The organism is Streptomyces sp. T028 (genome assembly GCF_048159505.1).
GTDB lineage: Bacteria > Actinomycetota > Actinomycetes > Streptomycetales > Streptomycetaceae > Streptomyces.
The window spans coordinates 161,357-183,351 of sequence record NZ_JBLRVZ010000050.1 but is presented as its reverse complement, the minus strand read 5'-3'; the positions used below and the strand labels follow the sequence as shown (position 1 = coordinate 183,351).

General features: G+C 70.3%; 20 protein-coding genes and 1 tRNA gene. 9 read left to right on the top strand and 12 right to left on the bottom strand.

Going from position 1 to position 21,995, the window contains the following annotated elements; translation table 11 throughout:
- The first annotated feature begins 118 nt into the window (after positions 1 to 118).
- Complete coding sequence (locus tag ACLZN2_RS40200) at positions 119 to 763, top strand: HNH endonuclease family protein (RefSeq protein WP_416984583.1); 645 nt, start codon at positions 119 to 121, stop codon at positions 761 to 763.
- A gap of 109 nt (positions 764 to 872) precedes the next feature.
- Here the strand turns inward: ACLZN2_RS40200 and ACLZN2_RS40195 are convergent, their stop codons facing one another.
- Positions 873 to 2,093 (bottom strand): RNA-guided endonuclease InsQ/TnpB family protein, encoded by a 1,221-nt coding sequence (locus tag ACLZN2_RS40195; RefSeq protein ID WP_416984581.1) that lies wholly within the window; start codon positions 2,091 to 2,093, stop codon positions 873 to 875.
- A 516-nt stretch (positions 2,094 to 2,609) separates the two neighbouring features.
- On the opposite strand from ACLZN2_RS40195, the gene ACLZN2_RS40190 reads away from it, so the two are divergent.
- The 3 genes from ACLZN2_RS40190 to ACLZN2_RS40180 all read left to right on the top strand — a co-directional run bounded on the left by ACLZN2_RS40190 (position 2,610) and on the right by ACLZN2_RS40180 (position 5,887).
- Positions 2,610 to 4,547, top strand: a complete 1,938-nt coding sequence (locus ACLZN2_RS40190; protein WP_416984579.1) for an FAD/NAD(P)-binding protein — start codon at positions 2,610 to 2,612, stop codon at positions 4,545 to 4,547.
- A gap of 111 nt (positions 4,548 to 4,658) precedes the next feature.
- The gene (locus ACLZN2_RS40185) at positions 4,659 to 5,114 is read left to right on the top strand and encodes a DoxX family protein (RefSeq protein ID WP_416984578.1); all 456 of its coding nucleotides are present in this window, start codon (positions 4,659 to 4,661) and stop codon (positions 5,112 to 5,114) included.
- Between the two features lie 161 nt (positions 5,115 to 5,275).
- Positions 5,276 to 5,887, top strand: a complete 612-nt coding sequence (locus ACLZN2_RS40180) for a DedA family protein (RefSeq protein ID WP_416984577.1) — start codon at positions 5,276 to 5,278, stop codon at positions 5,885 to 5,887.
- Positions 5,888 to 5,896: 9 nt separating this feature from the next.
- On the opposite strand, the gene ACLZN2_RS40175 is transcribed toward ACLZN2_RS40180, so the two are convergent.
- On the bottom strand, positions 5,897 to 6,124 hold the full coding sequence (locus ACLZN2_RS40175; RefSeq protein WP_416984576.1) for a DUF2277 domain-containing protein: 228 nt from the start codon (positions 6,122 to 6,124) through the stop codon (positions 5,897 to 5,899).
- Between the two features lie 96 nt (positions 6,125 to 6,220).
- Between ACLZN2_RS40175 and ACLZN2_RS40170 the strand changes: the two genes are divergently transcribed.
- Positions 6,221 to 6,565 (top strand): hypothetical protein, encoded by a 345-nt coding sequence (locus ACLZN2_RS40170; protein WP_416984574.1) that lies wholly within the window; start codon positions 6,221 to 6,223, stop codon positions 6,563 to 6,565.
- 122 nt (positions 6,566 to 6,687) lie between these two features.
- On the opposite strand, the gene ACLZN2_RS40165 is transcribed toward ACLZN2_RS40170, so the two are convergent.
- The 3 genes from ACLZN2_RS40165 to ACLZN2_RS40155 all read right to left on the bottom strand — a co-directional run bounded on the left by ACLZN2_RS40165 (position 6,688) and on the right by ACLZN2_RS40155 (position 7,934).
- Positions 6,688 to 7,320 (bottom strand): DUF305 domain-containing protein, encoded by a 633-nt coding sequence (locus ACLZN2_RS40165; RefSeq protein ID WP_416984573.1) that lies wholly within the window; start codon positions 7,318 to 7,320, stop codon positions 6,688 to 6,690.
- A 91-nt stretch (positions 7,321 to 7,411) separates the two neighbouring features.
- Positions 7,412 to 7,783: a DUF6153 family protein gene (locus ACLZN2_RS40160; RefSeq protein WP_416984572.1), complete on the bottom strand. Its 372-nt coding sequence runs from the start codon at positions 7,781 to 7,783 to the stop codon at positions 7,412 to 7,414.
- A gap of 76 nt (positions 7,784 to 7,859) precedes the next feature.
- Positions 7,860 to 7,934: transfer RNA gene (locus ACLZN2_RS40155), tRNA-Val, on the bottom strand.
- A 174-nt stretch (positions 7,935 to 8,108) separates the two neighbouring features.
- Here ACLZN2_RS40155 and ACLZN2_RS40150 point away from each other — a divergent pair.
- Entirely contained in the window at positions 8,109 to 9,518 is a 1,410-nt protein-coding gene (locus ACLZN2_RS40150) for a hypothetical protein (protein WP_416984571.1), read from the top strand.
- Between the two features lie 109 nt (positions 9,519 to 9,627).
- A complete protein-coding gene (locus ACLZN2_RS40145; RefSeq protein WP_416984570.1) occupies positions 9,628 to 10,170 on the top strand; it encodes a DUF4383 domain-containing protein in 543 nt (180 codons plus the stop codon).
- Here the strand turns inward: ACLZN2_RS40145 and ACLZN2_RS40140 are convergent.
- From ACLZN2_RS40140 to ACLZN2_RS40130, 3 genes are all read right to left on the bottom strand, one after another.
- A complete protein-coding gene (locus ACLZN2_RS40140; RefSeq protein ID WP_416984569.1) occupies positions 10,158 to 11,327 on the bottom strand; it encodes an amidase domain-containing protein in 1,170 nt (389 codons plus the stop codon). The two genes, ACLZN2_RS40145 and ACLZN2_RS40140, sit on opposite strands and share 13 nt — an antisense overlap.
- Positions 11,328 to 11,446: 119 nt before the next feature.
- Positions 11,447 to 12,724: a hypothetical protein gene (locus ACLZN2_RS40135; protein WP_416984568.1), complete on the bottom strand. Its 1,278-nt coding sequence runs from the start codon at positions 12,722 to 12,724 to the stop codon at positions 11,447 to 11,449.
- 45 nt (positions 12,725 to 12,769) lie between these two features.
- Positions 12,770 to 14,947: a transglycosylase domain-containing protein gene (locus ACLZN2_RS40130; RefSeq protein WP_416984622.1), complete on the bottom strand. Its 2,178-nt coding sequence runs from the start codon at positions 14,945 to 14,947 to the stop codon at positions 12,770 to 12,772.
- Positions 14,948 to 15,423: 476 nt separating this feature from the next.
- Between ACLZN2_RS40130 and ACLZN2_RS40125 the strand changes: the two genes are divergently transcribed.
- Positions 15,424 to 15,645, top strand: coding sequence for an FmdB family zinc ribbon protein (locus tag ACLZN2_RS40125; RefSeq protein WP_416984567.1), 222 nt, complete (start codon positions 15,424 to 15,426; stop codon positions 15,643 to 15,645).
- Positions 15,646 to 15,666: 21 nt separating this feature from the next.
- Here the strand turns inward: ACLZN2_RS40125 and ACLZN2_RS40120 are convergent, their stop codons facing one another.
- From ACLZN2_RS40120 to ACLZN2_RS40110, 3 genes are read right to left on the bottom strand one after another with little or no spacing between them, the layout of a single operon-like run.
- Complete coding sequence (locus ACLZN2_RS40120; protein WP_416984565.1) at positions 15,667 to 16,479, bottom strand: HAD family hydrolase; 813 nt, start codon at positions 16,477 to 16,479, stop codon at positions 15,667 to 15,669.
- Positions 16,479 to 18,986, bottom strand: coding sequence for a phosphoribosyltransferase (locus tag ACLZN2_RS40115; RefSeq protein ID WP_416984564.1), 2,508 nt, complete (start codon positions 18,984 to 18,986; stop codon positions 16,479 to 16,481). Before ACLZN2_RS40115 ends, ACLZN2_RS40120 begins: the two co-directional genes overlap by 1 nt.
- Positions 18,987 to 19,010: 24 nt before the next feature.
- Positions 19,011 to 20,177: an HpcH/HpaI aldolase/citrate lyase family protein gene (locus ACLZN2_RS40110; protein ID WP_416984562.1), complete on the bottom strand. Its 1,167-nt coding sequence runs from the start codon at positions 20,175 to 20,177 to the stop codon at positions 19,011 to 19,013.
- A gap of 186 nt (positions 20,178 to 20,363) precedes the next feature.
- On the opposite strand from ACLZN2_RS40110, the gene ACLZN2_RS40105 reads away from it, so the two are divergent.
- Positions 20,364 to 21,122, top strand: coding sequence for a TerD family protein (locus ACLZN2_RS40105; RefSeq protein WP_416984561.1), 759 nt, complete (start codon positions 20,364 to 20,366; stop codon positions 21,120 to 21,122).
- A 17-nt stretch (positions 21,123 to 21,139) separates the two neighbouring features.
- On the opposite strand, the gene ACLZN2_RS40100 is transcribed toward ACLZN2_RS40105, so the two are convergent.
- Positions 21,140 to 21,877 (bottom strand): TerD family protein, encoded by a 738-nt coding sequence (locus tag ACLZN2_RS40100; protein WP_416984559.1) that lies wholly within the window; start codon positions 21,875 to 21,877, stop codon positions 21,140 to 21,142.
- Between the last annotated feature and the right edge of the window lie 118 nt (positions 21,878 to 21,995).

Below are 21,995 nucleotides of genomic sequence, written 5' to 3'. Positions count from 1 at the left end.
GCTTGTTGTGTCATGTACGCGTCATTAACTTCTTACCTGACGCATACCTCCCCGCAACGCGGCGCGGCGAGCATTCCAAGCGCTCGCGCCAACACCCCCACCCCTCAAGGGAGTTCGCATGGCCAAGTTCTACGCGCGTCGACGCATGAGCATACTCGCAGCGCTCACCGCTCTCATAGCCTCCGCCGCGCTTTTCAACTCCCCCACCGCCTCCGCCGCCCTCCCCACCCCGGTCAGCGCGGCCACCGCCCGCACCTACCTGGCCTCGCTCACCGTGGCCACCGAGGACCGCACCGGCTACGACCGCGACCTGTTCAACCACTGGATCACCATCTCCGGCACCTGCAACACCCGTGAGACGGTCCTCAAGCGCGACGGTACGAACGTCGTCACCAGCTCCGCCTGCGCCGCCACCAGCGGCACCTGGTACTCCCCGTACGACGGCGCCACCTGGACCGCCGCCTCCGACCTCGACATCGACCACCTGGTCCCGCTCGCCGAGGCGTGGGACTCCGGCGCCGACAGCTGGAGCAGCTCCCTGCGCCAGCAGTTCGCCAACGACCTGACCCGCCCGCAGCTCATCGCCGTCACGGACAACGTGAACCAGTCCAAGAGCGACCAGGACCCGGCCGAGTGGATGCCGTCGGTCACCTCCTACCGCTGCACCTACGTCCGCGCCTGGGTGCAGGTGAAGTACTACTACGACCTCTCCGTCGACTCGGCCGAGAAGTCCGCGCTGACCAGCTACCTGGCCAGCTGCTGATCGACCGGTGTGCGCCAGGCACTCCCCACGCTCCTCCGCCGCTGCGTACCGTACGGGGCGACGGAGGAGATTGAATCCTCCCCTCCCTGAAGGGGAGGGGATTCCTGGCTCAGGCAGCCTCCTGGAGCAGCGCTCCAGGAGGTCTTGCGCCCTCGGCACCAGCCGGGTTGAGACCAGCCCGGACGAGCATCACGCGTGCGGAGTTCTTGTCCCGTGGGGACGCGGTTCCGCACGTGGTGCAGGTGTAGGTGCGCTCACCCAGCGGCATTGCGTGCTTGGCTCTCGCTCCGCAGTGCGCGCAGTCCATCGTGGTGTACGCGGGGTGGACGAGGCGGATGTCCCGCCCGTGCTTGCGGCCCATCTCGATCAGGGCCTGCTTGGTGGCGCCGATGGCGGCGTCCGCGGCTTTGCGGGCCATGGTGGTCCGGCTGAGGAACTTCGGCTTGAAGTCCTCGACGGCGACAGCGTCATGGTCACGGACGACCTTCTTGGCCCATTTACGGCCGGTGTCCTGCCGCTGTCGGGCGGCCTTCTTGTACGTCTTCGCCCGCAGGTGCTTTGCCTCGCGGTAGCCCTTCGAGGCGGGCTGTCCCTTCTTCGGTCTGCGGCGGGCCATCATCCGGTCGTACCGGGTCAGCTTCGCCCGGGCCTTCCTGCCGTGCCCGGCGTGCGGCAGGTCGTGGTCGTCGGACGTGGTGGTCGCGGTCTCCTTCACGCCCCAGTCGACGCCGAGTACACGGCCGGTCTCCGGCAGCGGCTGGACCTGGGCGGGCACGACGAACGAGCAGTACCAGTGCCCGAGGCTGTCCTGGTACACGCGCACCGAGGACGGCTCGGCCGGCAGGTCCCTCGACCACACCACCGTCAGGACGATGCCGCCCGCCAGATGCAGCCGGCCGTCCTTCAGCCGGAAACCGCGCCGGGTGTAGTTGAGACTCGCCGGCGCCTCGCGCTTCTTCTTGTGCCCGGGCATCCCGGCCCGGCGGGCCATCGGCAACCCCTCCCGGATGTCCTTGTGCGCCTTGGCGCGGGAGCGGCCGAAGTCACGGATGACCTGCTGCTGGGGAACCGACGAGCCCTCACGCAGCCACGGCGTACGGCTACGGGCCTCGGTCAGCATCCGATCGAGCTGCGCCGGGCCGCACGTCGTCTTCTGCCCGGTGGCCTTGTTGTGCCGGTGCACCGCCCTGGACTTGGCGACACACTCGTTCCACGTCCACCGGCACCGGTCCCACTCCGCCGCCAAGGCTGTGCGGGCGGCGGAGGACACGCGCAGCCGGTAGGTGTACCGGGCATGATCCACACCATCGGGCCCCGCCGCCTCCGCCATGCCGACACCCCCGCTCCCGTTCCCGTCACCCACCCCTGGGCTCACACGACCATACGAGCGAGATCCGCACACCCACACCCATCTCCCGCCGCGATCACCCCCATCAGCGAACACAGAAACACACGTTCGCCCCCCGGCCCCTCCGGGCAGAGACCGGTGGCGCTCCGCGCCCGAGAAGCCGGATACGGCGACGCTCGGCGTCGCTGCACGGGATGCGCCTCTCCCCCGCAAGCGGGAGGTACCCCCACCCCGGCGTGAACGCCGGGGCCTCCTCGCAAGACACCAGGGGAAGGGCACGTTGGCCACGGTGGAGGAGTCCGACTTGACCTCCCGATGAGGTTCATCCGGGACAACCGGGGCCGGTGGGGCCCGCGTTGGCTTCCGTGACGGGCAACGGCATGATGAGGCGGACCGTCCGCCTCCGGCACGCCTCGCGGACGGCCCACTCCATCGCGCCCCACACGCCCGGGAGTCACCCTCTTGCCCTCAGAGAACGCGCGAGCGAACGCGCAAACGGTGTCCGTCGCCGTCGCCCTGGTCGGCGCCGGGCCGCGCGGGACCAGCGTCCTGGAACGCCTGTGCGCGTCCGCTCCGGACCTCCTCCCGCCGGGGGTACGGCTCACCGTCCATGTCGTCGACCCCGATCCACCGGGGCCCGGCCGGGTGTGGCGCACCGCGCAGTCGCCGGAGCTGCTGATGAACACCGTGGCCTCGCAGGTGACCCTGTTCACCGACGACAGCGTGGACTGCGCCGGCCCGGTCCGCCCGGGACCCACCCTCCACGCGTGGGCGGGCGGCGCGCTGGGCCCGGACGAGTACCCGACCCGCGCCCACTACGGGCGCTACCTGGAGTGGGTGTTCGCCCGGACCGTGCGTGAGGCGCCGCCCTCGGTGCGTGTCGAGACCCACGCGGCACGCGCCGTCCGTCTCGACGACGCCGCCGACGGCCGCCAGGTCCTCACCCTGGACGACGGCCGGGTCCTGCTCGCCCTGTCCGCCGTCGTCCTGGCCCAGGGCCATCTGCCGCTGGTCGCCGACAGCGCCCAGCACCGCCACACCGCCTACGCCTCGCGGCACGGCCTGCGCCACATCCCGCCCGCCAACCCGGCCGACGTCGACCTCTCCCCCCTCGCCCCGGGCGAGCCGGTCCTCCTGCGCGGCCTGGGCCTCAACTTCTTCGACCACATGGCCCTCCTGACGACGGGGAGGGGCGGCCGTTTCGTCCGCACGGGCACGGACACGGGCACGGGCACGGACACGGGCACGGGCACGGACACGGACACGGGCACGCACGCGGCGTCGGGCGGGCTGCGGTACATACCCTCCGGCCGTGAACCCCGTATCCACGCCGGTTCGCGGCGCGGGGTTCCGTACCAGGCGCGCGGGGACAACGCCAAGGGGCCGTACGGCCGCCATGTCCCGCTGGTGCTGACGCCGGAGGTGATCGCGGGGCTGCGCAAGCGGGCGGACTCCGGGGAGGCACCCGATTTCCTGGCGGACATCTGGCCGTTGGTGGCCAAGGAGGTGGAGACGGTCTACTACGCGGCCCTGACGGGACGGGCGGCGGAGTTCGGGGACCGGTTCCTCGCCGTGCCGCACCGGGATCCCGAAGAGGCCCGGATTCTCGACGAGTTCGGTGTGGCGGAGGCCGACCGCTGGAGCTGGGACCGGATCTCCCGGCCGTACGCGGAACGCCGGTTCGCGCACCCGGGGCAGTGGCGGGAGTGGCTGCTGGCGTATCTGCGGCGGGACGCGGAGGACGCGGCGCGCGGGAACGTGGAGGGGCCGTTGAAGGCGGCCCTGGACGTACTGCGCGATCTGCGCAACGAGCTGCGGATGGTCGTCGACCACGGCGGTCTCTCCGGCGCCTCCCGCCGCGCCCACCTGGACCGCTGGTACACCCCGCTCAACGCCTTCCTCTCCATCGGCCCGCCCCGCCGCCGTGTCGAGGAGCTGACCGCGCTGATCGAGGCGGGCGTGGTGGAGGTGCTCGGCCCGCGTCTGGAGGTCCGCGAGGAGGACGGCGCCTGGTCCGCGCACTCCCCGGACGTGCCGGGCTCGGCGGTCCGGGTGACCACCCTCGTCGAGGCCCGGCTGCCGGAACCGGAGCTGCGCCGCACCGCCGACGTCCTCCTCGCCCGGCTGCTGAAGACGGGGCGGTGCCGCCCTCACACGGTCGACGGTCATGTCACCGGCGGACTGGACGTGACACACCGCCCGTATCACCTGATAGACCGTCAAGGCCGTCCGCACGCACGGCGGTTCGCCTTCGGGGTGCCCACGGAAGGTGTGCACTGGGTGACGGCGGCGGGCGCCCGCCCGGGCGTGGATTCGGTCACGCTTTCGGACGCGGACGCGGTGGCGAGAGCCGTCCTACGTGCGGCGACCGTGGAAGCTGGGCCCCGGACGGACCCCGGGCCATGGCTGAATGTTGAACTTGCAAGCATTGATTAGGTCCGCCTAACGTTGATCGCTCATTCGGTACCGCCGCCCCCACCGACGGGCCGTCCCAGTCCCCAGCACGGACGGTCCGACCGACACGACACCGAAGGAGCACCCCCCACCATGTCCGCTCGCCTCAACACCGCACAGCCCTATGCGCTAGGGCTGTTCCGCATCGTCGTGGGCCTGCTGTTCGCCTGCCACGGCGCCGCCTCCCTGTTCGGCGTCCTGGGCGGAGCCGTCGGCACGGACGGCGGCACCATCGGCGCCGGCACCTGGCCCGGCTGGTACGCGGCCGTGATCCAGCTGGTCTGCGGCGTCCTGGTACTGCTGGGCCTCGGCACCCGGGCCGCCGCGTTCCTCGCCTCGGGCTCCATGGCGTACGCCTACTTCAAGGTGCACCAGCCGGGCGCCCTGTGGCCGCTGGAGAACGGCGGCGAGGCCTCCGCGATGTTCTGCTGGGCCTTCCTGCTGCTGGTCTTCACCGGCTCCGGCGCCCTGGGCGTGGACCGGCTGATCACCAGGCGTTCGGCCACGTCGCGTGAGCCGGCCGCACGGCAGGCCACCGCCGCGGCCTGAGACAGGTACACCGGGTGCCCTCTCCGCAGCGGCGGGGAGGGCACCCGCGTTCACAGGCCGGGAGTGAACAGGACATGCGGTACCCAAACACCCCTCGTGACCCTTCTGTCACATCTCACGCGTACGCTGTATGGCTGTCATTGTCACGGGGGAGCGATCGGGTGTTCGAGAGTGTGGGGGCCTTGCTGGGCAGCCCTTGGATCTACGCGCTGGTGGGACTGTCGGTCCTCCTCGACGTGTTCCTGCCGGTCCTGCCGAGCGGGGTGCTCGTCATCACGGCGGCCACCGCGGCGGCCGCAGGCTCGGGCGCGGCGACCGGCAGCGTGCCGCACCAGGTGCCGGACATCCTCGCCCTGATCCTCTCCGCGACGACCGCGTCCGTCCTGGGCGACCTGGTGGCCTACCGGCTGGCCTGGCGGGGCGGTGACCGCCTGGACCGCGCGATCTCCCGTTCCCGGCGGCTGACCACCGCGCAGGAACGTCTCGGCGAGGCCCTCGCCCGGGGCGGCGGCGCCCTGGTCGTCCTGGCCCGGTTCGCTCCCGCGGGCCGCTCGGTCGTCTCCCTGATCGCCGGTGCCGCGCACCGCCGCGCCCGTGACTTCCTGCCCTGGTCCGCGCTGGCCGGACTGTCCTGGACCGCGTACAGCGTGGCCCTCGGCTACTTCGGCGCGCACTGGCTGGGCGCCGGCTGGCTGGCGACGGGAGTCTCCGTGCTGGCCCTGTTCGGCGCGGGCGCGGGAGCGGCGTACGTCATGCGGCGCCCGTCGGCCTGAGCCCGGTTTCTACGAGACCCTGCTCGCCGCCCCCCGCACCTCCAGCCCGCCCAGCAGCTGGGCCGTGGCCTCGGCGATCGCCTCCACGGCGTGGTCGAACACCTCCCTGTTGTGCGCGGCGGGCGCCCGGAACCCGGACACCTTCCGGACGTACTGCAGGGCGGCGGCGTGGATGTCCTCCTCGGTCGCCTGCTCGGGCAACGCGGGCGGACGCAGGGTCTTGATACTCCGGCACATGTCACCAGTCTCCCCCCTCAAGCAATCGAACGTATGTTCACACGAACACCCCAAAGGAGCTCGCCTCGCAAAATCGAACAGGCGTACCATTGCCGTGTGGCTAAGACCTATGACTTTCCGAGCGACCTGCGCGCCGGTCAGGAGGAGCTGCATCAGGTCCGGGCCGAGCTGTCGGCCCTGCTGAAGCGTCTCCCCTGGTCGGTGGAGCCCCTGGACGGATTCAGCGACGCGGGCGGCTGGCGCAAGATCGAGCGCCCCGCGTCCCCGGGCTGGACGGCCGACGAGCAGGCCGAGGTGGAGAAGCTGCGGCGGCGTGAGCACGAGCTCGCGGTGTTCGTGAGCTGCCACCGCTTCTGGTCGGAGGTCGCCACCGAGGACCGGGTGGAGGCCCGCACGCACCTCAAGCACGCGCACGGGACCCCATCCGGGGGCGAGGGCTGAGCGTTCCGCTGGACGTGGCGCGATGTGCCGGTGTTCGTCTGCGGCGCCGTTGTGGCTGGTCGCGCAGTTCCCCGCGCCCCTTTGGGGCGCTGCCACACCGCAGCGGACTTGGCCCGACCCGCCTAGCCCTTCTTGCCGAGCAGCTCCTTCATCTCGGCGATCTCCGCGGTCTGGCCGGTGACGATGTCCTCGGCCGTGTCCTTGGCCGGCTGGTAGCTGCCCTTGTCCTGCTCTGTTCCGGCCATCTCGACGGCGCCCTCGTGGTGTTCGACCATCAAGGTCAGGAACGCGGTGTCGAAGGCCTCGCCGGAGGCCTTCTCCAGCGTCTGCATCTCGGCGTCGTCCATCATCCCGGCCATGCCGCCGGAGCCCGAGTGGTCCATGCCGGGCATCGACTCGTCCGTGGACCCGCCCTCCTCGGGCACGTCCTCGCCCCAGGCCTTCAGCCAGCCGGTCATCTTCTCGATCTCCGGGTCCTGGGCCTTCTCGATACGGGCCGCGAGGTCCTTGACCTCGGTGGAGGAGGCGCGGTCGGCGGCGAGTTCCGCCATCTGGAGGGCCTGCCGGTGGTGCGGGATCATGCCCTGCGCGAAGGTGACGTCCTGGGCGTTGTGCTCCTCACCGGAGGCGGCGGAGGCGTCCGACGAGGCCGACTCGGCGTCACCGCCGCACGCGGTGAGAATCAGCGCGGCGGTCACGGTGACGGCCGCCAGGGCGGCACGGCGGATCGGGCCACGGGTGGTGGTGCTGGTCATGCGGGAACTCCTGGGGAGAAAAGGGTGCGTGGACACGTCGGCGCACCCCCGCCGGCCCGTCGTACGGGCGCGCGGGTGCGCGAAGCGGTGTCTAGATCCGCAGGAGTTGGAGTTCCGCCAGGGAAGGTGGCGCGCGAGCGCCGTCGGGGGCCGCGGCCGCGTACGGGCACGGGATCTCGTCCGATACGGCCACGGGTGCGGGGTCGGCCGCCAGGCCCGGCAGGACCGGTCCGCCGCTCACCGCGGCCGAGGCGCAGGTCGAGTCGGCATGCCGGGCGTGTCCGCCCCCGCAGTGGCCCTCGTCGCCCGCACAGCCGTCATGGGCCTCGGCGGACGCGACGACGGCCATGGGCCGCGCCTCCGCGTGCGCGGACTGGGCTCCCCCGGGCGCGAGCCCGTGCATGCCGAGCAGGCCCACGAGGAGCCCGAGCACGCACACCGCCCTCCGCCACAGTCCGTTCACAGCCGTCATCCTAGGGGTTGCGTGACCCGGACATGCAAAAGGCCTCCAGATCTCTCCGGAGGCCCTCGCTGTTCCCTGGTGGGCGCGGACGGTTTCGAACCGCCGACATCCTGCTTGTAAGGCAGGCGCTCTACCCCTGAGCTACGCACCCAGGACGAGTCGACAGCCTACATTGCCCGGGGCCGTGTCCCGCAAACCCGTATCGGCCCGACGGCCCCGGTGGGAAAGTCACGGTCCGCACGGCGAACTGACCGGCCCGTGTGTTCGTCTTCAACCGGTGGGAGAATGAACACCGGTTCAGCGAATCACAGCACGGGAGAGGGATGTGACGGCGACACCACCGCAGCCGTACTCGCCGTTGGTGCCGCGCGCACACCGCCCGGCGGTGAAGATCGCGGTGAGGGACGCGGTGAACGACGCGGTGAAGGACACCCTCACCCTCCTCGCCCTGCCGCTCGTCGTCGCGCTCGCCCTGCCCGCCGCGTTCGCCGGCGGCGGCACCCGGCGCTGGTTCGGCGGGCGGGCGGAGGGCCAGCGGGCCGAGGCTCAGGCCGCGAAGGACGCGGCGGCGGCCGCGTTCTACGAGCTGGACACCGCCCAGCGGGATCTGCGGATCTCCATCGAGACGATCACGGCGGTGGACGACTCCCCGGCCGCGCGGCGCGCGGTGTCCGGCTTCGCGGAGATCGGCCGCCGCATCGACGAGGCCAGCGGCCGCTACATCGAGGCGGTCGACGCCCATGACCTGGACCGGGACGACCTGGAGGCCTCGACGGCCGCGCGGGCGCGGACCGAGCTGACCCGGGCCAAGGACGAGCTGGGCAACGTCAAGAAGGAGCTGGATCGTTTCGCCGAGGGGCTCGGCCCGCTGCTCGGCAAGGCCGAGACCCAGCTGGCCCGGCTCGCGCCCGCCGTGGAGCGGGCCCGGCAGACGCTGCTGGCCGCGTCGAACGCGCTGGACGCCGTACGACGGACCGGGCTCACGGCGGACGACCTGGCCGCCCGGCTCGCCGCCCTCGGGCCCGAGCTGACCAAGCTGAACCAGGGCGCCGGGCAACACGGCGTGCCGCAGACTCTGGAGCGGGCCGAGCGGGTCTCCCGGGAGGCCGCGGCGGTCCGGGCGGAGGCCGAGCGGCTGCCGGAGAAGGCCGCGGAGATCGACCACCGGCTGGTGTCGCTGCGCACGCGAGCGCAGGCGCTGACGACGCGCGCGGGCCAGGTCGACCCGATCCTGAGCGAACTGCGGCGGCGGTTCGCGGCGGCCTGCTGGCAGGACCTGCAGCGGGTGCCCGAGCAGGCCGTGGAGAACGTACGCCAGGCGGAGGCGAAGCTGCGGGAGGCGCAGGCGGCGCGGGACGCCCAGCGCTGGCCGGACGCCACCTCGCTGCTGTCCACGGCGCGGGCGCTGCTGAACACCACCGACGAAGCCGTCTCCGCCGCCGGTGAACGGATGAACCGGCTGAACGCCGTGCAGAAGGATCCGCAGGCGGAGATCGACCGGACCCGGTTCGCGATCCGGGACGCGCAGCGGCTGGCCATGGCCGGGCGCAACACACCCGATCCCCGGCACGCGCGCCCGCTGGACGACTCGGTGGCCCGCCTGGAGCGGGCGATCGGCACCCTGGAGGGCCGCCACCCCGACTACTGGCACTTCCTCACCGAGACGGAGGCGGTCCGGCAGACGGTCGGGGGCGTGGTGGCCCGGATCCGCGAGGAGCGCGGCGCGTCCCACTGACGGACGCCACGGACGCCGGCACCGCGGACGTTTGCCGCCTGGGCCGGGCGGGCGGATATTGGGGTGTACGTAAGCCTCCGTCGGCACGTCCACGCACAAGGAGGCGGAGATGGCCGCACACGCACTGCACACCCGGCGTCGGATCAGGCTCGACGACCACTTGCCCGTCGACCACCGGCTGAACCTGGTCTACCGGATCGGGGCGGGGCTGATGGGCCTGGGGCTCGTCGTCTTCGGGATCTTCGGTGTCATCGACGAGATCGGTTTCTTCGACACCGGCGGGGACGAGGTCTGGAGCCTGAACACCAACGGCGCGCTGAGCTGGCTGTCCATCGGCGTCGGGCTGCTGCTCTTCGTGGGCATGGTGATCGGCGGGAACTTCGCGTCCACGCTGAACATGACCTTCGGCGTCCTGTTCATCCTCAGCGGCTTCCTGAACATGGCGCTGCTGGAGACGGACTACAACTTCCTGGCCTTCAAGATCCAGAACTGCATGCTGAGCTTCGTGATCGGGATCCTGCTGCTCGTCTTCGGGATGTACGGCAGGGTCGGTTCCGCCCTGCCGCACGACAACCCGTACTGGCGGGCCCGCCACCCGGATCTCGTGGAGAGCGAGTCCGAGCGGCGGGACCAGTCGGATCAGGTGCGGTAGGCGTAGTAGTACGCGTTCGGGTACGACGCGACGAGGCTCGCCACCGACCGGCGGAGCGTGTTGTTGGAGTGGTAGGTCACGTACGGAACGCCGTTGGCCTTGTACGTGACGATCATGGTGTGGTCCTTGGACCCGTCCCGGTCGAAGTCCACCTGGAGGACGTCGCCGACCTCGAGCTGGTAGACGTTCGCCAGCGCGGTGGTCCGCTTGGAGTTCTGGGCGAACCACGACCACTCGTTGACGCCGACGAACGAGTCCGACTGGATGTCGGCGTTGCCGAACCACTTGGTGTAGTCGTAGACATAGCCCGGGACGTGCTTCCAGCCGCCCGCCTTCAGCGACTGGCTGACGAAGTTGGTGCAGTCGCCGCCGGCGCCGTGGCCGTTGAAGTCCGGGTAGTCCTTGTTGTAGGTGTACACGTATTTCTCTGCGTAGGCCGCCATGGCCTTGTAGTCGTACGTGGTGCCCGTCTTCGGCACGGCGGCCGGGTTGCGGGTGGTCGCCGCGCGCGGGGCGTTCGGCATGGTGTCGTCCGCCGTGGTGGCCTTGACGGACGTCGGCTTGGAGACCGTGTTCACCGCGAGGCCACCCTGGTCGGTGTCCGCGATGCCGGTGAGCTGCCAGTTGCCGTGCCGGTCGGCCTTGAAGGTCAGCTCGTGCTGGGCCTGGAACCCCGTGGTCTTCGGCTGTCCGGCGGTGGCGTTCGCGTAGGTCAGGGTCGTGGTCTCGGTGACCGCTGCCTTGGCCGTACGGCCCGTCACCCGCGTGGCGTTCAGGGTGACGGTGGTGGCGGCCTTGCTGTACTTCTCGCCGGCCTTCGCCAGCTTGTCCTTGCGCTGTCCGAGCGAGGACAGGGCGGCGTCCTCGGTGCGGGCCGTGCCGGCGGACAGCTTGACGTCGCCGGAGAAGCCGTTGGTCAGCGGCTTCTCACGGTCGCCCTGCCGACCGGTGACCAGGGCGTCGGTGCGGTCGGTGAAGACCGCGTCCGCCAGCCGCTGGAAGGTGGCCTTCGTCTGTGCGTCGACCGTGGGGTCGTCGACGACCGCGGCGCCCGCGGACCAGTTCGGCAGGAGCGCCGCCCCCGCGACGACCGAGGCGGCGGCCGCCCCGGCTATCGTGAGGCGACGCCGCGAACGGCTCAATTTCCTTGACTTCACTGATGTTTCCCCTCTTGCCCGGCGGAGGGATGCCGGGGAGGGCATCTTTGCACGGCGTGTGTGGGTGATGTGAAGAGGGGGGCGGTTGAGGTTTGGTTACTTCGCGCCCGCCTCACGCCTCACTTCACGACGGTCGACCAGTCCGGGCTCTGCGCCGGGTCCAGGCTGCGCATCCGCTCCAGCGTCTCGGGCTCCTGCACGTCCATCCAGTCGGCCAACTCCTTGAAGGACACGCACTTGACGTCCTTCTTGGTGCACACGTTCTCGATGACGTGGTCGACGGCCTTCATGTAGATGCCGCTGTTCCAGTTCTCGAAGTGGTTGCCGATGAACAGCGGGGCCCGGCTGCCGTAGTACACGCGGTTGAAGCCCGACATGTAGGAGTCGATGGTCTCCTGCTGCCACTCGGCGTACCTGGAGGGGTCGCCCTCGGTCTCGCCGTTCGACTGGTTGTACAGGAAGTTGAAGTCCATGGACAGCGCCTGCACGTCACCGTAGGGCAGCATCTGGAGCGGGAAGTCCCACAGGCCGTCCTTCTTCGTCGGCCAGACCTGGAAGCCGCCCGGGTTGGACGCGTCGTAGCGCCAGCCGTAGCTCTTGGCGGCCTTCACCAGGTTCTCCTGCCCTTCCAGGCAGGGCGCCCGGCCCCCGGTGACCTCTTTCTTGAAGTCGAAGGGCAGCGGGTCCATGTCCGTGTAGCCGGTGTTGGTCTTCCAGTTCTCCACGAACTCGTAGAACTGGTCGATCTCGCTCTTCCACTGGGCGACGCTCCAGTCGTCGCCGCCCTTGGCGCCGCAGAAGTGCCCGTTGAAGTGGGTGCCTATCTCGTTGCCCTCCTCCCACGCCTCGCCGAGCTCCTCCAGCGTGGTGCGGATGTGCTCGTCGGTGGGGAAGCTGATCGCCGCCGAGCCCTTGGAGTGCATCGGCGGGGAGTACAGGTCCCTCTTGCTCTTGGGCAGCAGGTAGATGCCCGTGAGGAAGAAGGTCATATGGGCGTCGTACTTCTTGGCCATCTGGCGGTAGTGCTCGAAGAGCCCGTCGTCGCCCGCGAGCGCGCCGTCCCAGGAGAGGACCACGAACTGGGGAGGCTTCTCACCGGGCTTGAGGGGTTCCGCCTTCAACTGGTCCTTCTGCGGACCGGTGTACGAGGTGGAGCCGTCCCCCAGGACGTGGGTCTTGCCGTCCCACTCCGGCTCCTTGCTCGTCTTCGCCGACGCCTTCTTGCTGTCCCCCGAGGACGCCGTGGGCTGGGTGTTGTCGGTGCGGTCGAGCACCAGGTAGCCGCCCATCAGCGAGGCGACGACGAGAAGCGCGGCCAGGGTGAGGAACCCCGGGTGCGCGGCGGCGGTGCGGCGCGGGGCCGGTGCCTTGCGGCGGCGGCCCGACGGTGACTTCATGTGCGGATCATTCTCCCGGTTGGGGACGCGGGGCCCGTTCGGTGGTCAGCCGAGCGGGCTCATGGCACCTGACCAAATGCCGTACGGGACGCTGTCGTCGGTGGTTCCGGCGATGCCCTCCAGAGGCAGTGGTTCAAGACTCTTGGTGAGGTCGATGCGGTACACCACGACCGCCGTGGACACCTTCTCGGCGGTACCGACGTACCAGGATGTGGTGTCCTTGTCGTTGGTGCCGGCCTTGCCCGCCGGGGCGGACCCGGGCTTCGAGACGGGCACGTCGGACGGGTGGGCGGTGCGGAAGGCGTCGGTGAGCGCGGAGGTGACCTCCTCGGCCACCGCGGTGCGCATCGCCTGCTTGGGCTTCGGGGTGTCCAGGACGACCTTGGAGCCGTTCCTGGTGAGCTTGCGCACCGAGTACGGCTCGGTGTGCTTTCCGTCCGCGGCGAAGGTGGAGTAGCCGCTCGCCATCCGGATGGCGCTGGGCGTGGAGCTGCCCAGGGACAGCGTGGGCACCTGGGCGCCGATGCTGGACGACAGGAAGCCGGAGGCCTCCGCGGTCTCGCGCACCTTGTCCAGGCCGGTGTCCATGCCGAGTTGCATGAACGGGCTGTTCACCGACAGCTCCAGCGCTCGGTGCAGGGAGATCTGGCCGTAGGACCTCCCCCCGTCGTTCTCGGCGGCGACCCGCTTGCCGTTGCGGTCCCAGTAGTAGCCCTCGGGGGTGGTCAGCAGCACCTTGTTGTCGCCGTTGTAGAGCGACTGGCCGGTGACGACGGTGGTGTCGCCCTCACGGGTCTTGTGGATGCCGTTCTCCAGCCCCGCGGCGTACACGAACGGCAGGAAGGCGCTGCCGGCCGGGACGGTGGTGGCGTTGGACTCGTTGTAGCCCTGCGTACGGTGGTCGGGGCCGCCGTAGACGGCGAGGATCCGTCCGTCGGAGGCGACCGACGCGGCGCCGTAGTGGGCGGTCTTCGCCTTCTTCGGCGCGTCCTTGAGCGCCTTCTTGCGGGCGTCGGTGACGGCCTCGGTGAGCTCGTCCTCCCGCTTCTTGTCGAAGGTCGTGTAGATCTGGTAGCCGCCCAGGTCGAAGGCCTTGTCGGAGATGCCCGCGGCCTTCTTGACGTACTGGGAGGCGAGTTCCACCAGGTAGTCGGTCTGCTCACCGGTGTCGTAGAGCGGGTTGCTCTTCAACGGCTCGGGGAACTTCCTGTACTTGGCCCGCTCGGCCTTCGACAGCTTGCCGATCTCGACCATCCGGTCCAGGGTCCAGCTCCAGCGCTCTACGGCGCGGGCGCGGTTGGCCTTGCTGACGGCCGGGTCGTACAGGGCCGCGCCCTTGAGGAGGGAGGCCAGGAACGAGGCCTCGCTGGCGTTGAGTTCGCCGACGTCCTTGCCGTAGTAGGCCTGGGCCGCGCGCTGGATGCTGTAGGCGCCGCGGCCGAACCAGCTGGTGTTGAGATAGCCCTCGAGGATGTCGTCCTTGGTCATCTGGTTGTCCAGCTTGAGGGAGATCATCGCCTCGGTGAACTTGCGGCTGAGGGTCTGGTCCTGGTTCAGGTAGACGTTCTTGACGTACTGCTGGGTGATCGTGGAGCCGCCCTGGGTGTCGCCCTGGCCGATCGTGCGGAACAGGGCGCGGCTGATGCCCTTCACGGAGATGCCGGGGTCGCTGTAGAAGCTCGCGTTCTCGGCCGCGAGGACCGCCCAGCGGACGTCCTCCGGGATGTCCTTCAGCGGCATCGCCTGGCGCTGCACCCAGCCGGTGCGGGCCATGGGCGTGCCGTCGGACCAGAAGAACACGTTGTCCTGCTGGGTGGCGTACGAGTTGAGGTTCTCCGGGATGTCGGTGGCCGCGTAGGCGACGACGAGGAAGAAGGTGCTCAGGCCCAGGGACGCGAAGAAGCCCCCCAGGCACTGCCGCCAGGAGGGTATCCAGCGCCGCCAGCCGGTGCGGCCGGGGCGGGGGTACTGTGGGCGGAGCTTGCGGAGGTAGGGAGTGACACGAGTCACATAGGGCCCCAGGACCGCGAGAAGGGGGGCCAACCGGGACGCCAAAGCCGCGGATATTCGGGCAAAGAGGGAGGGACGGGGGGCTTTACGGCGGTTTCCCGAAGTACGCGCTTTCTCCGAACTCGCCGACGTGTCAGGTACCTTGGGTATGTCCGACACTCGCAGCTGCATCGTCTCGTCCGCCCGGAAAGAAGCAGGGACCTTCAACTGCATGGTCTCGTCCGGCTTTTGGGGCTCCTCCCCCTGCCCCACCTGGGCCACTACGCGTCTCCCTCCGCACTTCCGTGTTGCTCGCACAGGCAGACGTACAGACGTACGAGGGTTTGACATGGTTGCCGTGGACTCGGCTGCAAACCCTGAATCCCCCCGACCTCGCGGTTCATCGCGGCACCCTCAAATTACCAGCGCTCTTCGCAAAGTCTCCACATAAGAATTCGACAGAAGCGAACACTGCCAAAACTCATGACGGCCCTTCCGGGCATATGGGGATTAGGGCCTGTCCGGCGGATCATGCCGGAGACGCGGGGCTTGGCACGCCTGCCTGCGGCGTTGTCGTCGGTTGCCGACGCTCCGCGTCGACGCCCTCCTCCGCCTTGCAGTCAGACGCCCCAAGCCCCGCTCACCTGCGCCGATAAGGTGCCGCTGCTTTCCTCCGACCTGATCCGCCGGACAGGCCCTAGCCTGTCCGCATGCCTCGCTACGAGTACCGCTGCCGGACCTGCGACAACACGTTCGAACTGAGCCGTCCCATGGCGGAGTCCTCCGCTCCGGCGGCCTGTCCGGACGGACATGAGAACTCCGTGAAGCTTCTGTCCACCGTGTCCGTCGGCGGAACGGCGACCGCCCCCGCGCCCCGGTCGGGCGGCGGGGGCGGAGGCGGCGGCTGCTGCGGCGGAGGCTGCTGCTCCTGAGAGGCCGCGACTGACAGACTGTCAGCGGACTCCCGCCGCCTCCTTCAGGAACTCCCGCAGGATGCGCTCCCCGGCGAGGACGCCCCGCTCGGGCAGGGCGGTGATGTCGGGGGCCGTCCACTCGGTGTCGGCCAACTCGCCGTGCCCGGGCCGCCAGCCGCGGTCCACGGCCAGCAACAGGTCGGCGTCGAGCAGGGAGTCACCGGCGCCCAGGGTCAGTTCGGCGCCGCTGCGGCGGGCCACCTCGCGCACGGCCGCGCTCTTGGTCAGCGGCTTCGGCACCGCGTAGATCTTGCGGCCCTGCAGCGACACCGTCCAGCCCCGGTTCTCCGCCCAGGCCGCCAGCTCCTTCACCCACGCCTCGGGCAGCAGCTCGCGCTCCACGACGAGATAGGCGAACAGGTCCTCGGCGACCCGGTGCTTGCGCACCCACAGCGGGTCGGCGGTGGCCTCCAGATGCGCCCGGACCTCGTCGAGGGGCGCGCACTGCTCCGCCAGCCGGGCCAGGACACCCGCGTGCCAGTCCTGGTCGGAGACGCCGTCGACCAGGATGTGGCCGCCGTTGGCGCAGATCGCGTACTTCGGGGCCGGCCCCGGAAGATTGATCCGCAGGTACTGCTTGCGCGTCCGGGTCGTCGTCGGCGTGAACACCGCCGCGTCCCCGAGGGCGGTCAGCAGCGCGGCCGCCGTCTCCGTCATGAACGACAGCGGCCTGGCCTCGTGCACCTCCACGCACAGCAGCCGCGGCGCCCGCGCGTCGGGCATGGTCAGCGCGAGGGCCGACGGGGAGTAGATCAGCGTACGGTCGAGGTCGCTCGCCACCAGCACCGCCATCAGACCGTCACCGCCTTGCCGTCGGCGCCGGTCGCCCCGCGCGTGTACTTCGGGTGGATCAGCCCCACACAGGTGTACGGCAGTTCGCCGACCTCCTCCACGGGCACCCCTCTCTGCTCCGCGAGGAGCCGTACGTGGTCCAGGTCGGCGCCCGCCCCGGCCCGCGCCAGGATCTTCCACGGCACCCGGCGCAGCAGCACCCGGGTGGTCTCACCGACGCCCGGCTTCACCAGGTTCACGTCGTGGATGCCGTACTCCTCGCTGATCCGCTCGACGGCCGCCCAGCCCTCCCAGGTGGGCGTACGGTCGCTCGCGAGCAGTTCCTTCACAGCGGCGGCCACCGCGTCCGCGACCTCGCCGAAGCGGGCGGCGACGGCGTCCAGGAAGGCGACGGAGACATCGGCGCCGGCCAGCTCGCGGTAGAACTTCGCGCCGTGGAAATCGTCCGGGCCGACCAGGTCGGCGCGGAGCACGGTCCGCGAAATAAGCCCCGAGACGGTCGAGTTGAGGCACGCGGACGGGATCAGGAAGTCCTCCCGGGTGCCGTACGTCCGCACGCAGGAGCCCGGGTCCGCCAGCACCGCGATCTCCGCGTCGAACCCGGCCGCACCGCCCGCCGCCTCGAACTCCTCGATCGCCGCGGCCAGTTCCCGGGTGATGGCGCCCTTGCCGGTCCAGCCGTCCACGAACACCACGTCCCGCGGGTCGTGGTGGGCGGCCAGCCAGCGCAGCGCGTTGGCGTCGATGCCCCGGCCGCGCACGATCGACACGGCGTAGTGCGGCAGGTCGAGACCGTGCCGGTACTGCGCCCAGCGGCGCATCAGGACGCCGACCGGGGTGCCGGCGCGGGCGAGCGAGACGAGGACGGGCCGCGGCGACCGCTCCGCGATCACCGTCTCGGTGACGACACCCACGGCCTGCGCGATGCGCGCCGCCGACGTCTCCAGCGCCGCCTGGAACAGCTCCTGGTACTGCTCGCTCGGCTGGTACTCGACCGGCAGCGACTCCGCGTAGTGCGCGCCGCCGCTCTGGATGGCCTCCTCCCGCTCCTCGGTCGGCGCCTCCAGCGTCACGTCCGAGAGGTCCTGGAGCAGCCAGCCGACCTCCTCGGGCGCGTACGAGGAGAAGGCGGGGCCGCGGAGGGGCTCGGGCAGCATGGCGGGTCTCTTTTCGGGCAGTGCGGCCGCGTACAGCGGCTCGGGGACGTACGACGGTACGACCGCGAGGACCACGTGCGGGGTGTGCGCGGCGAGCTGGGCGAGAAGGCCGTCGGGGGCGTGCAGGGCGGGGGTGTCCGCCACGGAGTCGACGACCGCGATCACGGCGTCGAACCCGGCACCGGCGACGTTATAGGCATAGCGGTCGCCGGGGCCGTCGGCGGGGTCGTCATGGGCGGGGAAAACGATTCGGCTGCGGATCGCGTAGCCGGGGTCGTCGACCGCGAGGACCGGGGAGCGGGTGGTGGTGGAGTAGCGGATCTCCGTGTCGAGCGTCCGCTCCAGTTCCTCGGCCAGGCGGAGGGGGGTGTACATCAGTTCCTCGAACCCGAGGATGTGCACGCGGCGTGCGTTTTTCGGCAGTGCGGTTGCCAGGCGGGCGGCCATTGCGGGGAGTGCGGCGTTCAGTTGTGCCCTGTGGGCGGGGGTGAAGCCGTGGCGACCTCCGTCGGGGAGGCCGGGGGGCCAGTTGAGGTCTATTCGGTTGTGTGTCGGGTGCGGGTCGGTGGGGGTTGATCGCGCCCACGCGGCGGAGCCGCATATGTCACCGCCCCGCGCCCCTGAGTAAGTCGACTCGTGCTTGGCTACCAAGTCCTGGCCTCTTTCCAGGACGCCGTCCGGTAGGCGGACCGTGCCCGATGCTGCCGCCACCAAGTCCACCCTCGCGCCTATCTCTCTCGCGAACGCGTCCAGGCGGGCCGCGTCCGCGGGGGAGCGCATGTCCACCAGGGCGACCACCACGTAGCGGCGGCGGGGGTAGCGGTCGTGGAGGTCGCGGATCGTGTTGAGGACCGTGTTGCCCGTGGAGAACTCGTCGTCGACCAGGACCAGGGGGCCGTCGCCGACCAGGAGGGAGGGGTCCTCGGGGAGGAGGAGGTGGGAGGTGGCGTGGGAGTGGGACTCCTCGAAGCCGCCCGCCCGGGCGACGCCCGCGACCGGGCGGCGGGTGGAGTGCAGGTAGGGGGCCGTGCCCAGGCCGTCGGCGACGGAGTGGCCGAGGCCCGTGGCCGTCTCGGCGTAGCCCAGGACGACCGCCCGGGCGCTGTCCCGCTCACCGAGCAGTTCGCGCACCCGGCGCCCGAGGGCGACCCCATGGCCGTACACCACGGACGGGGACTGCGGGACGTGTTTGCCGAGCACGTTGGAGACCAGCAGATGGGCCCGCTTGGGGTTGCGGCGCAGGGCCAGTCCCAGCATCTGCGTCAGCGTGTCGTCCCCCACGATCCCGACCCCGAGCCGCTCGGCGACCCAGCTGCCGGACCAGACCCCGGTGTTCACTGCGTTGTTCATGCGTCCCTAGAGAGTGAGGTGGTTTCAGCCGGGTATGCCGGCGGCGAGCAGGTCGACGAAGCTGACGTCCTCGTTGGCCACGCCGAAGACCTCGGCCCGGAGCATGGTGCGCTCGGCCCAGGCGCGGTGCGGCTTCACCTCGTTCATCTTGTTCGTGTACTGCGACCTGAGGACACCCCCACCGCCGCGTTCCGGCCGCAGGATGTCCGCCGCGTCGCTGTACTCCTCGTGACTGACGACCGACAGCGCGTGCACGGCCGGCACGTGGGAGGGGTGGATGCAGGTCTTGCCGAGCAGGCCGTTGGCCTGGTCGAGGGAGATCTCGCGCAGCAGCCCGTCCATGGCGTGCTCAATCAGTCTCTCGCGCAGTTCCACCGCCTGTCCCTCCAGGAAGGGGCTGTGCCGCAGCATCGGCTTGAACATGCGCTCCGGGACCCGGAAGTACTCCCACACCGGCCCGGTCACCGTGAACCCGGTGCCGTCGGCGCGGCCCAGCATGTTCACCACGTCGGCGATCACGGAGGCGACGATCTGGACGTCGTAGGCCGTCATGTCGGGCGCCCGGCGCAGGCCGTACGCGGAGCAGAAGTCGGTCACCCCGAGGCGCAGCGCGAGCACTCGGCCCCGGTACTTGTCGACCGCGCGGGCGATGCCCTCCAGGGCGTCCACCCGGGACTCCCGGTACATCAGCTCGGGGGTCTCCAGGACGGGCATGCCGAACAGCCGGCGGCCGCTCGCGTGCTCGGCGGTGGCGAGGGCCTCCAGGAAGGGGATGCCGCGTTCCTCGGTGAACTTCGGGAAGACGAACCCGCTCAGCAGGTTCGTGTGCGGGCCGAGGCGGCGGACCAGGTCGGGGATCTGCTCGGGCGTGCGCACCCGGATGAACAGCAGCGGCCGGTCGAGGTCGGCACGCCCCGCGAGGTCGGCGAACTGCCGGACGAGGTTCTCCTCGCCCGCCAGGACGTCCTCGTCGCCGATGGAGTCCTCCAGGCACAGCACCATCGAGACCACGCCGCGCCCGGTCTGCTTGACGACGTCGTCGGCCAGCCGGGGCCGGGTGGCCGGGCTGTAGAGCGTGGCGCCCAGGGCCGCGGAGAGCACCCTGGCCGGGGAGTCGGCGTCGAAGACGCAGGGCTCCCGGTGGAAGAGGCGCTGACGCACCTCTGGGGCGAGGTGCCCGAAATGACGCATAAATCTCCCCCATGTTACAAGGTCAGGCTGTGGATTCCACAAGAGGTGGCCGGTAATAGTACGTAGAAGTCCATGTCAGGGGTTCCCTCCGGGCATGAACTTCAGGTAACTCGCCCGTGTGGGTTCCCCTGTGTGTCCGTGTACCCCGCGTTGTCGTGATCAGGACCGAGAGGGCAGGATGACCGCATGACGCACGCGATGCTGAAGGGGTCCAACGTCCCGCTCAAGGCAACCACGGTACGCGCTGTACTGCGCTGGACGCCCGGGCAAGGAGTCCCGGACGTCGATGCCTCCGCACTGCTCCTCGGCCCCGACGGCCGCGTGCGCTCCGACGAGGACTTCGTCTTCTACAACCAGCCCCGGCACCCCTCCGGGAAGGTCTGGCGGCTGGGCAAGAAGCGGGGTGCCGAGGGCCTCACCGACACCATCCAGACGGATCTGGCCGGTGTCGAGCCCGACGTCAGCCAGATTCTCCTGGTCGCTTCGGCGGACGGCGTCGCCTTCGACACCGTACGGTCGCTCAGCATCCTGCTGTACGACGCGACGGCCGACGGTGACCCGATCGCCACGTTCGACATCCGTCCCGAGACGGGCGAGGAGACGGCGCTGATCTGCGGCGAGCTGTACCGCCGCGGCGAGGGCTGGAAGTTCCGCGCACTGGGCGAGGGCTACTCCAACGGCCTCAAGGGCCTGGCGACGGACTTCGGCATCTCGGTGGACGAGGCGGAGGAGGCGGCCGACTCCTCGGACCCCACCCCGGCCCCGCTGCCCCCCTCCCCGAGCCTCTCCCAGCCGCTCCCCCCGGAACAGCCCACCTCGCAGGTCCCCCAACAGCAGCAACAGCCGGCCTACGGCTACCCGAACAACCTCCCGACCCACGGCTACGCCTACCCGGACGGTTCCTTCCAGCTACCGCCCCAAGGGCCACAGTTCATCGGCCGGTGAGTGGGGACACCTCCGCATTATTTCTCCACCTTGGTCTTGTAACCCCGCCCCCACTGCAGCCCCCACCCGTACAACCGGTCCAGCTCCGCCTGGAACCCGTACACGAACCGCACCTCCCGCCGCACCAGCAACTCCCCCTTCACGTTCTCGATCATCACCACGGCGCACGACCGGGCCTGCGGATGCCGTTCGTCGAGGCCTATCTCGATCCGCGGCCCGTTGCTGGGATACAGCGTCACCATGGCGTGCGTCCGGTCGAACGCCGGCGTCTGGTCGTAGATGTACACGAACACCAGCAGCCGCTTGATGTCGTCCCGGTGGTCGAGGTTGACGTACATCGTCTCGCCGGACGCCGACCCGAACCGGTCGTCCCCGCTGAGCTTCACGTACGGCGCCGCGTTGACGTCCCCCAGCAGCCCGCCCAGCGGCTGTACGACCCCCTTCGTGCCGTCGGACAGCTCGTACAGACACCCCAGGTCCAGGTCGACGTTGACCATGCTCTGGCTGTGCCCGACGACCTCCGGCGGCCTCAGCGCCTTGAAGGGGTGCCGCAGCAGACTCTCCCGCTGGGGCCCGCCGATGTCCGAGGTACGCATCCGCCAGGTCAGGTTGACCCGCAGGTTCCCCGTGGCCGCGCCCTGTTTGGTCAGGGAGACATAGTGATGCCGCTTGGTCAGTTCGATCGCGTTGGTCGCCGCGCTGCCCGAGTCGAACTCGGCCGTACGGCTCCCCAGAAGCCCGTCGAAGAAACCCATTCCCGCCCCCACGTTGCTCGCACGACATACCGGCGGGGCGGCCGTGGAGGACAGCGTCCTCACCGACCGCCCCGCAAAGAGCGTTCCTCGGTGAAACCCGGTTCACACGGCCGGGCTC

Coding starts and splice junctions, on each gene's coding strand:
- ACLZN2_RS40120 (WP_416984565.1), bottom strand. CDS start 16,479: ATGGCGGTGCTGGTGGCGAGCGACCTCGACCGTACGCTGATCTACTCC.
- ACLZN2_RS40115 (WP_416984564.1), bottom strand. CDS start 18,986: ATGAACAACGCAGTGAACACCGGGGTCTGGTCCGGCAGCTGGGTCGCC.
- ACLZN2_RS40130 (WP_416984622.1), bottom strand. CDS start 14,947: ATGCAGTTGAAGGTCCCTGCTTCTTTCCGGGCGGACGAGACGATGCAG.
- ACLZN2_RS40110 (WP_416984562.1), bottom strand. CDS start 20,177: ATGCGTCATTTCGGGCACCTCGCCCCAGAGGTGCGTCAGCGCCTCTTC.
- ACLZN2_RS40105 (WP_416984561.1), top strand. CDS start 20,364: ATGACGCACGCGATGCTGAAGGGGTCCAACGTCCCGCTCAAGGCAACC.
- ACLZN2_RS40125 (WP_416984567.1), top strand. CDS start 15,424: ATGCCTCGCTACGAGTACCGCTGCCGGACCTGCGACAACACGTTCGAA.
- ACLZN2_RS40195 (WP_416984581.1), bottom strand. CDS start 2,093: ATGGCGGAGGCGGCGGGGCCCGATGGTGTGGATCATGCCCGGTACACC.
- ACLZN2_RS40165 (WP_416984573.1), bottom strand. CDS start 7,320: ATGACCAGCACCACCACCCGTGGCCCGATCCGCCGTGCCGCCCTGGCG.
- ACLZN2_RS40135 (WP_416984568.1), bottom strand. CDS start 12,724: ATGAAGTCACCGTCGGGCCGCCGCCGCAAGGCACCGGCCCCGCGCCGC.
- ACLZN2_RS40200 (WP_416984583.1), top strand. CDS start 119: ATGGCCAAGTTCTACGCGCGTCGACGCATGAGCATACTCGCAGCGCTC.
- ACLZN2_RS40145 (WP_416984570.1), top strand. CDS start 9,628: ATGGCCGCACACGCACTGCACACCCGGCGTCGGATCAGGCTCGACGAC.
- ACLZN2_RS40175 (WP_416984576.1), bottom strand. CDS start 6,124: ATGTGCCGGAGTATCAAGACCCTGCGTCCGCCCGCGTTGCCCGAGCAG.
- ACLZN2_RS40100 (WP_416984559.1), bottom strand. CDS start 21,877: ATGGGTTTCTTCGACGGGCTTCTGGGGAGCCGTACGGCCGAGTTCGAC.
- ACLZN2_RS40185 (WP_416984578.1), top strand. CDS start 4,659: ATGTCCGCTCGCCTCAACACCGCACAGCCCTATGCGCTAGGGCTGTTC.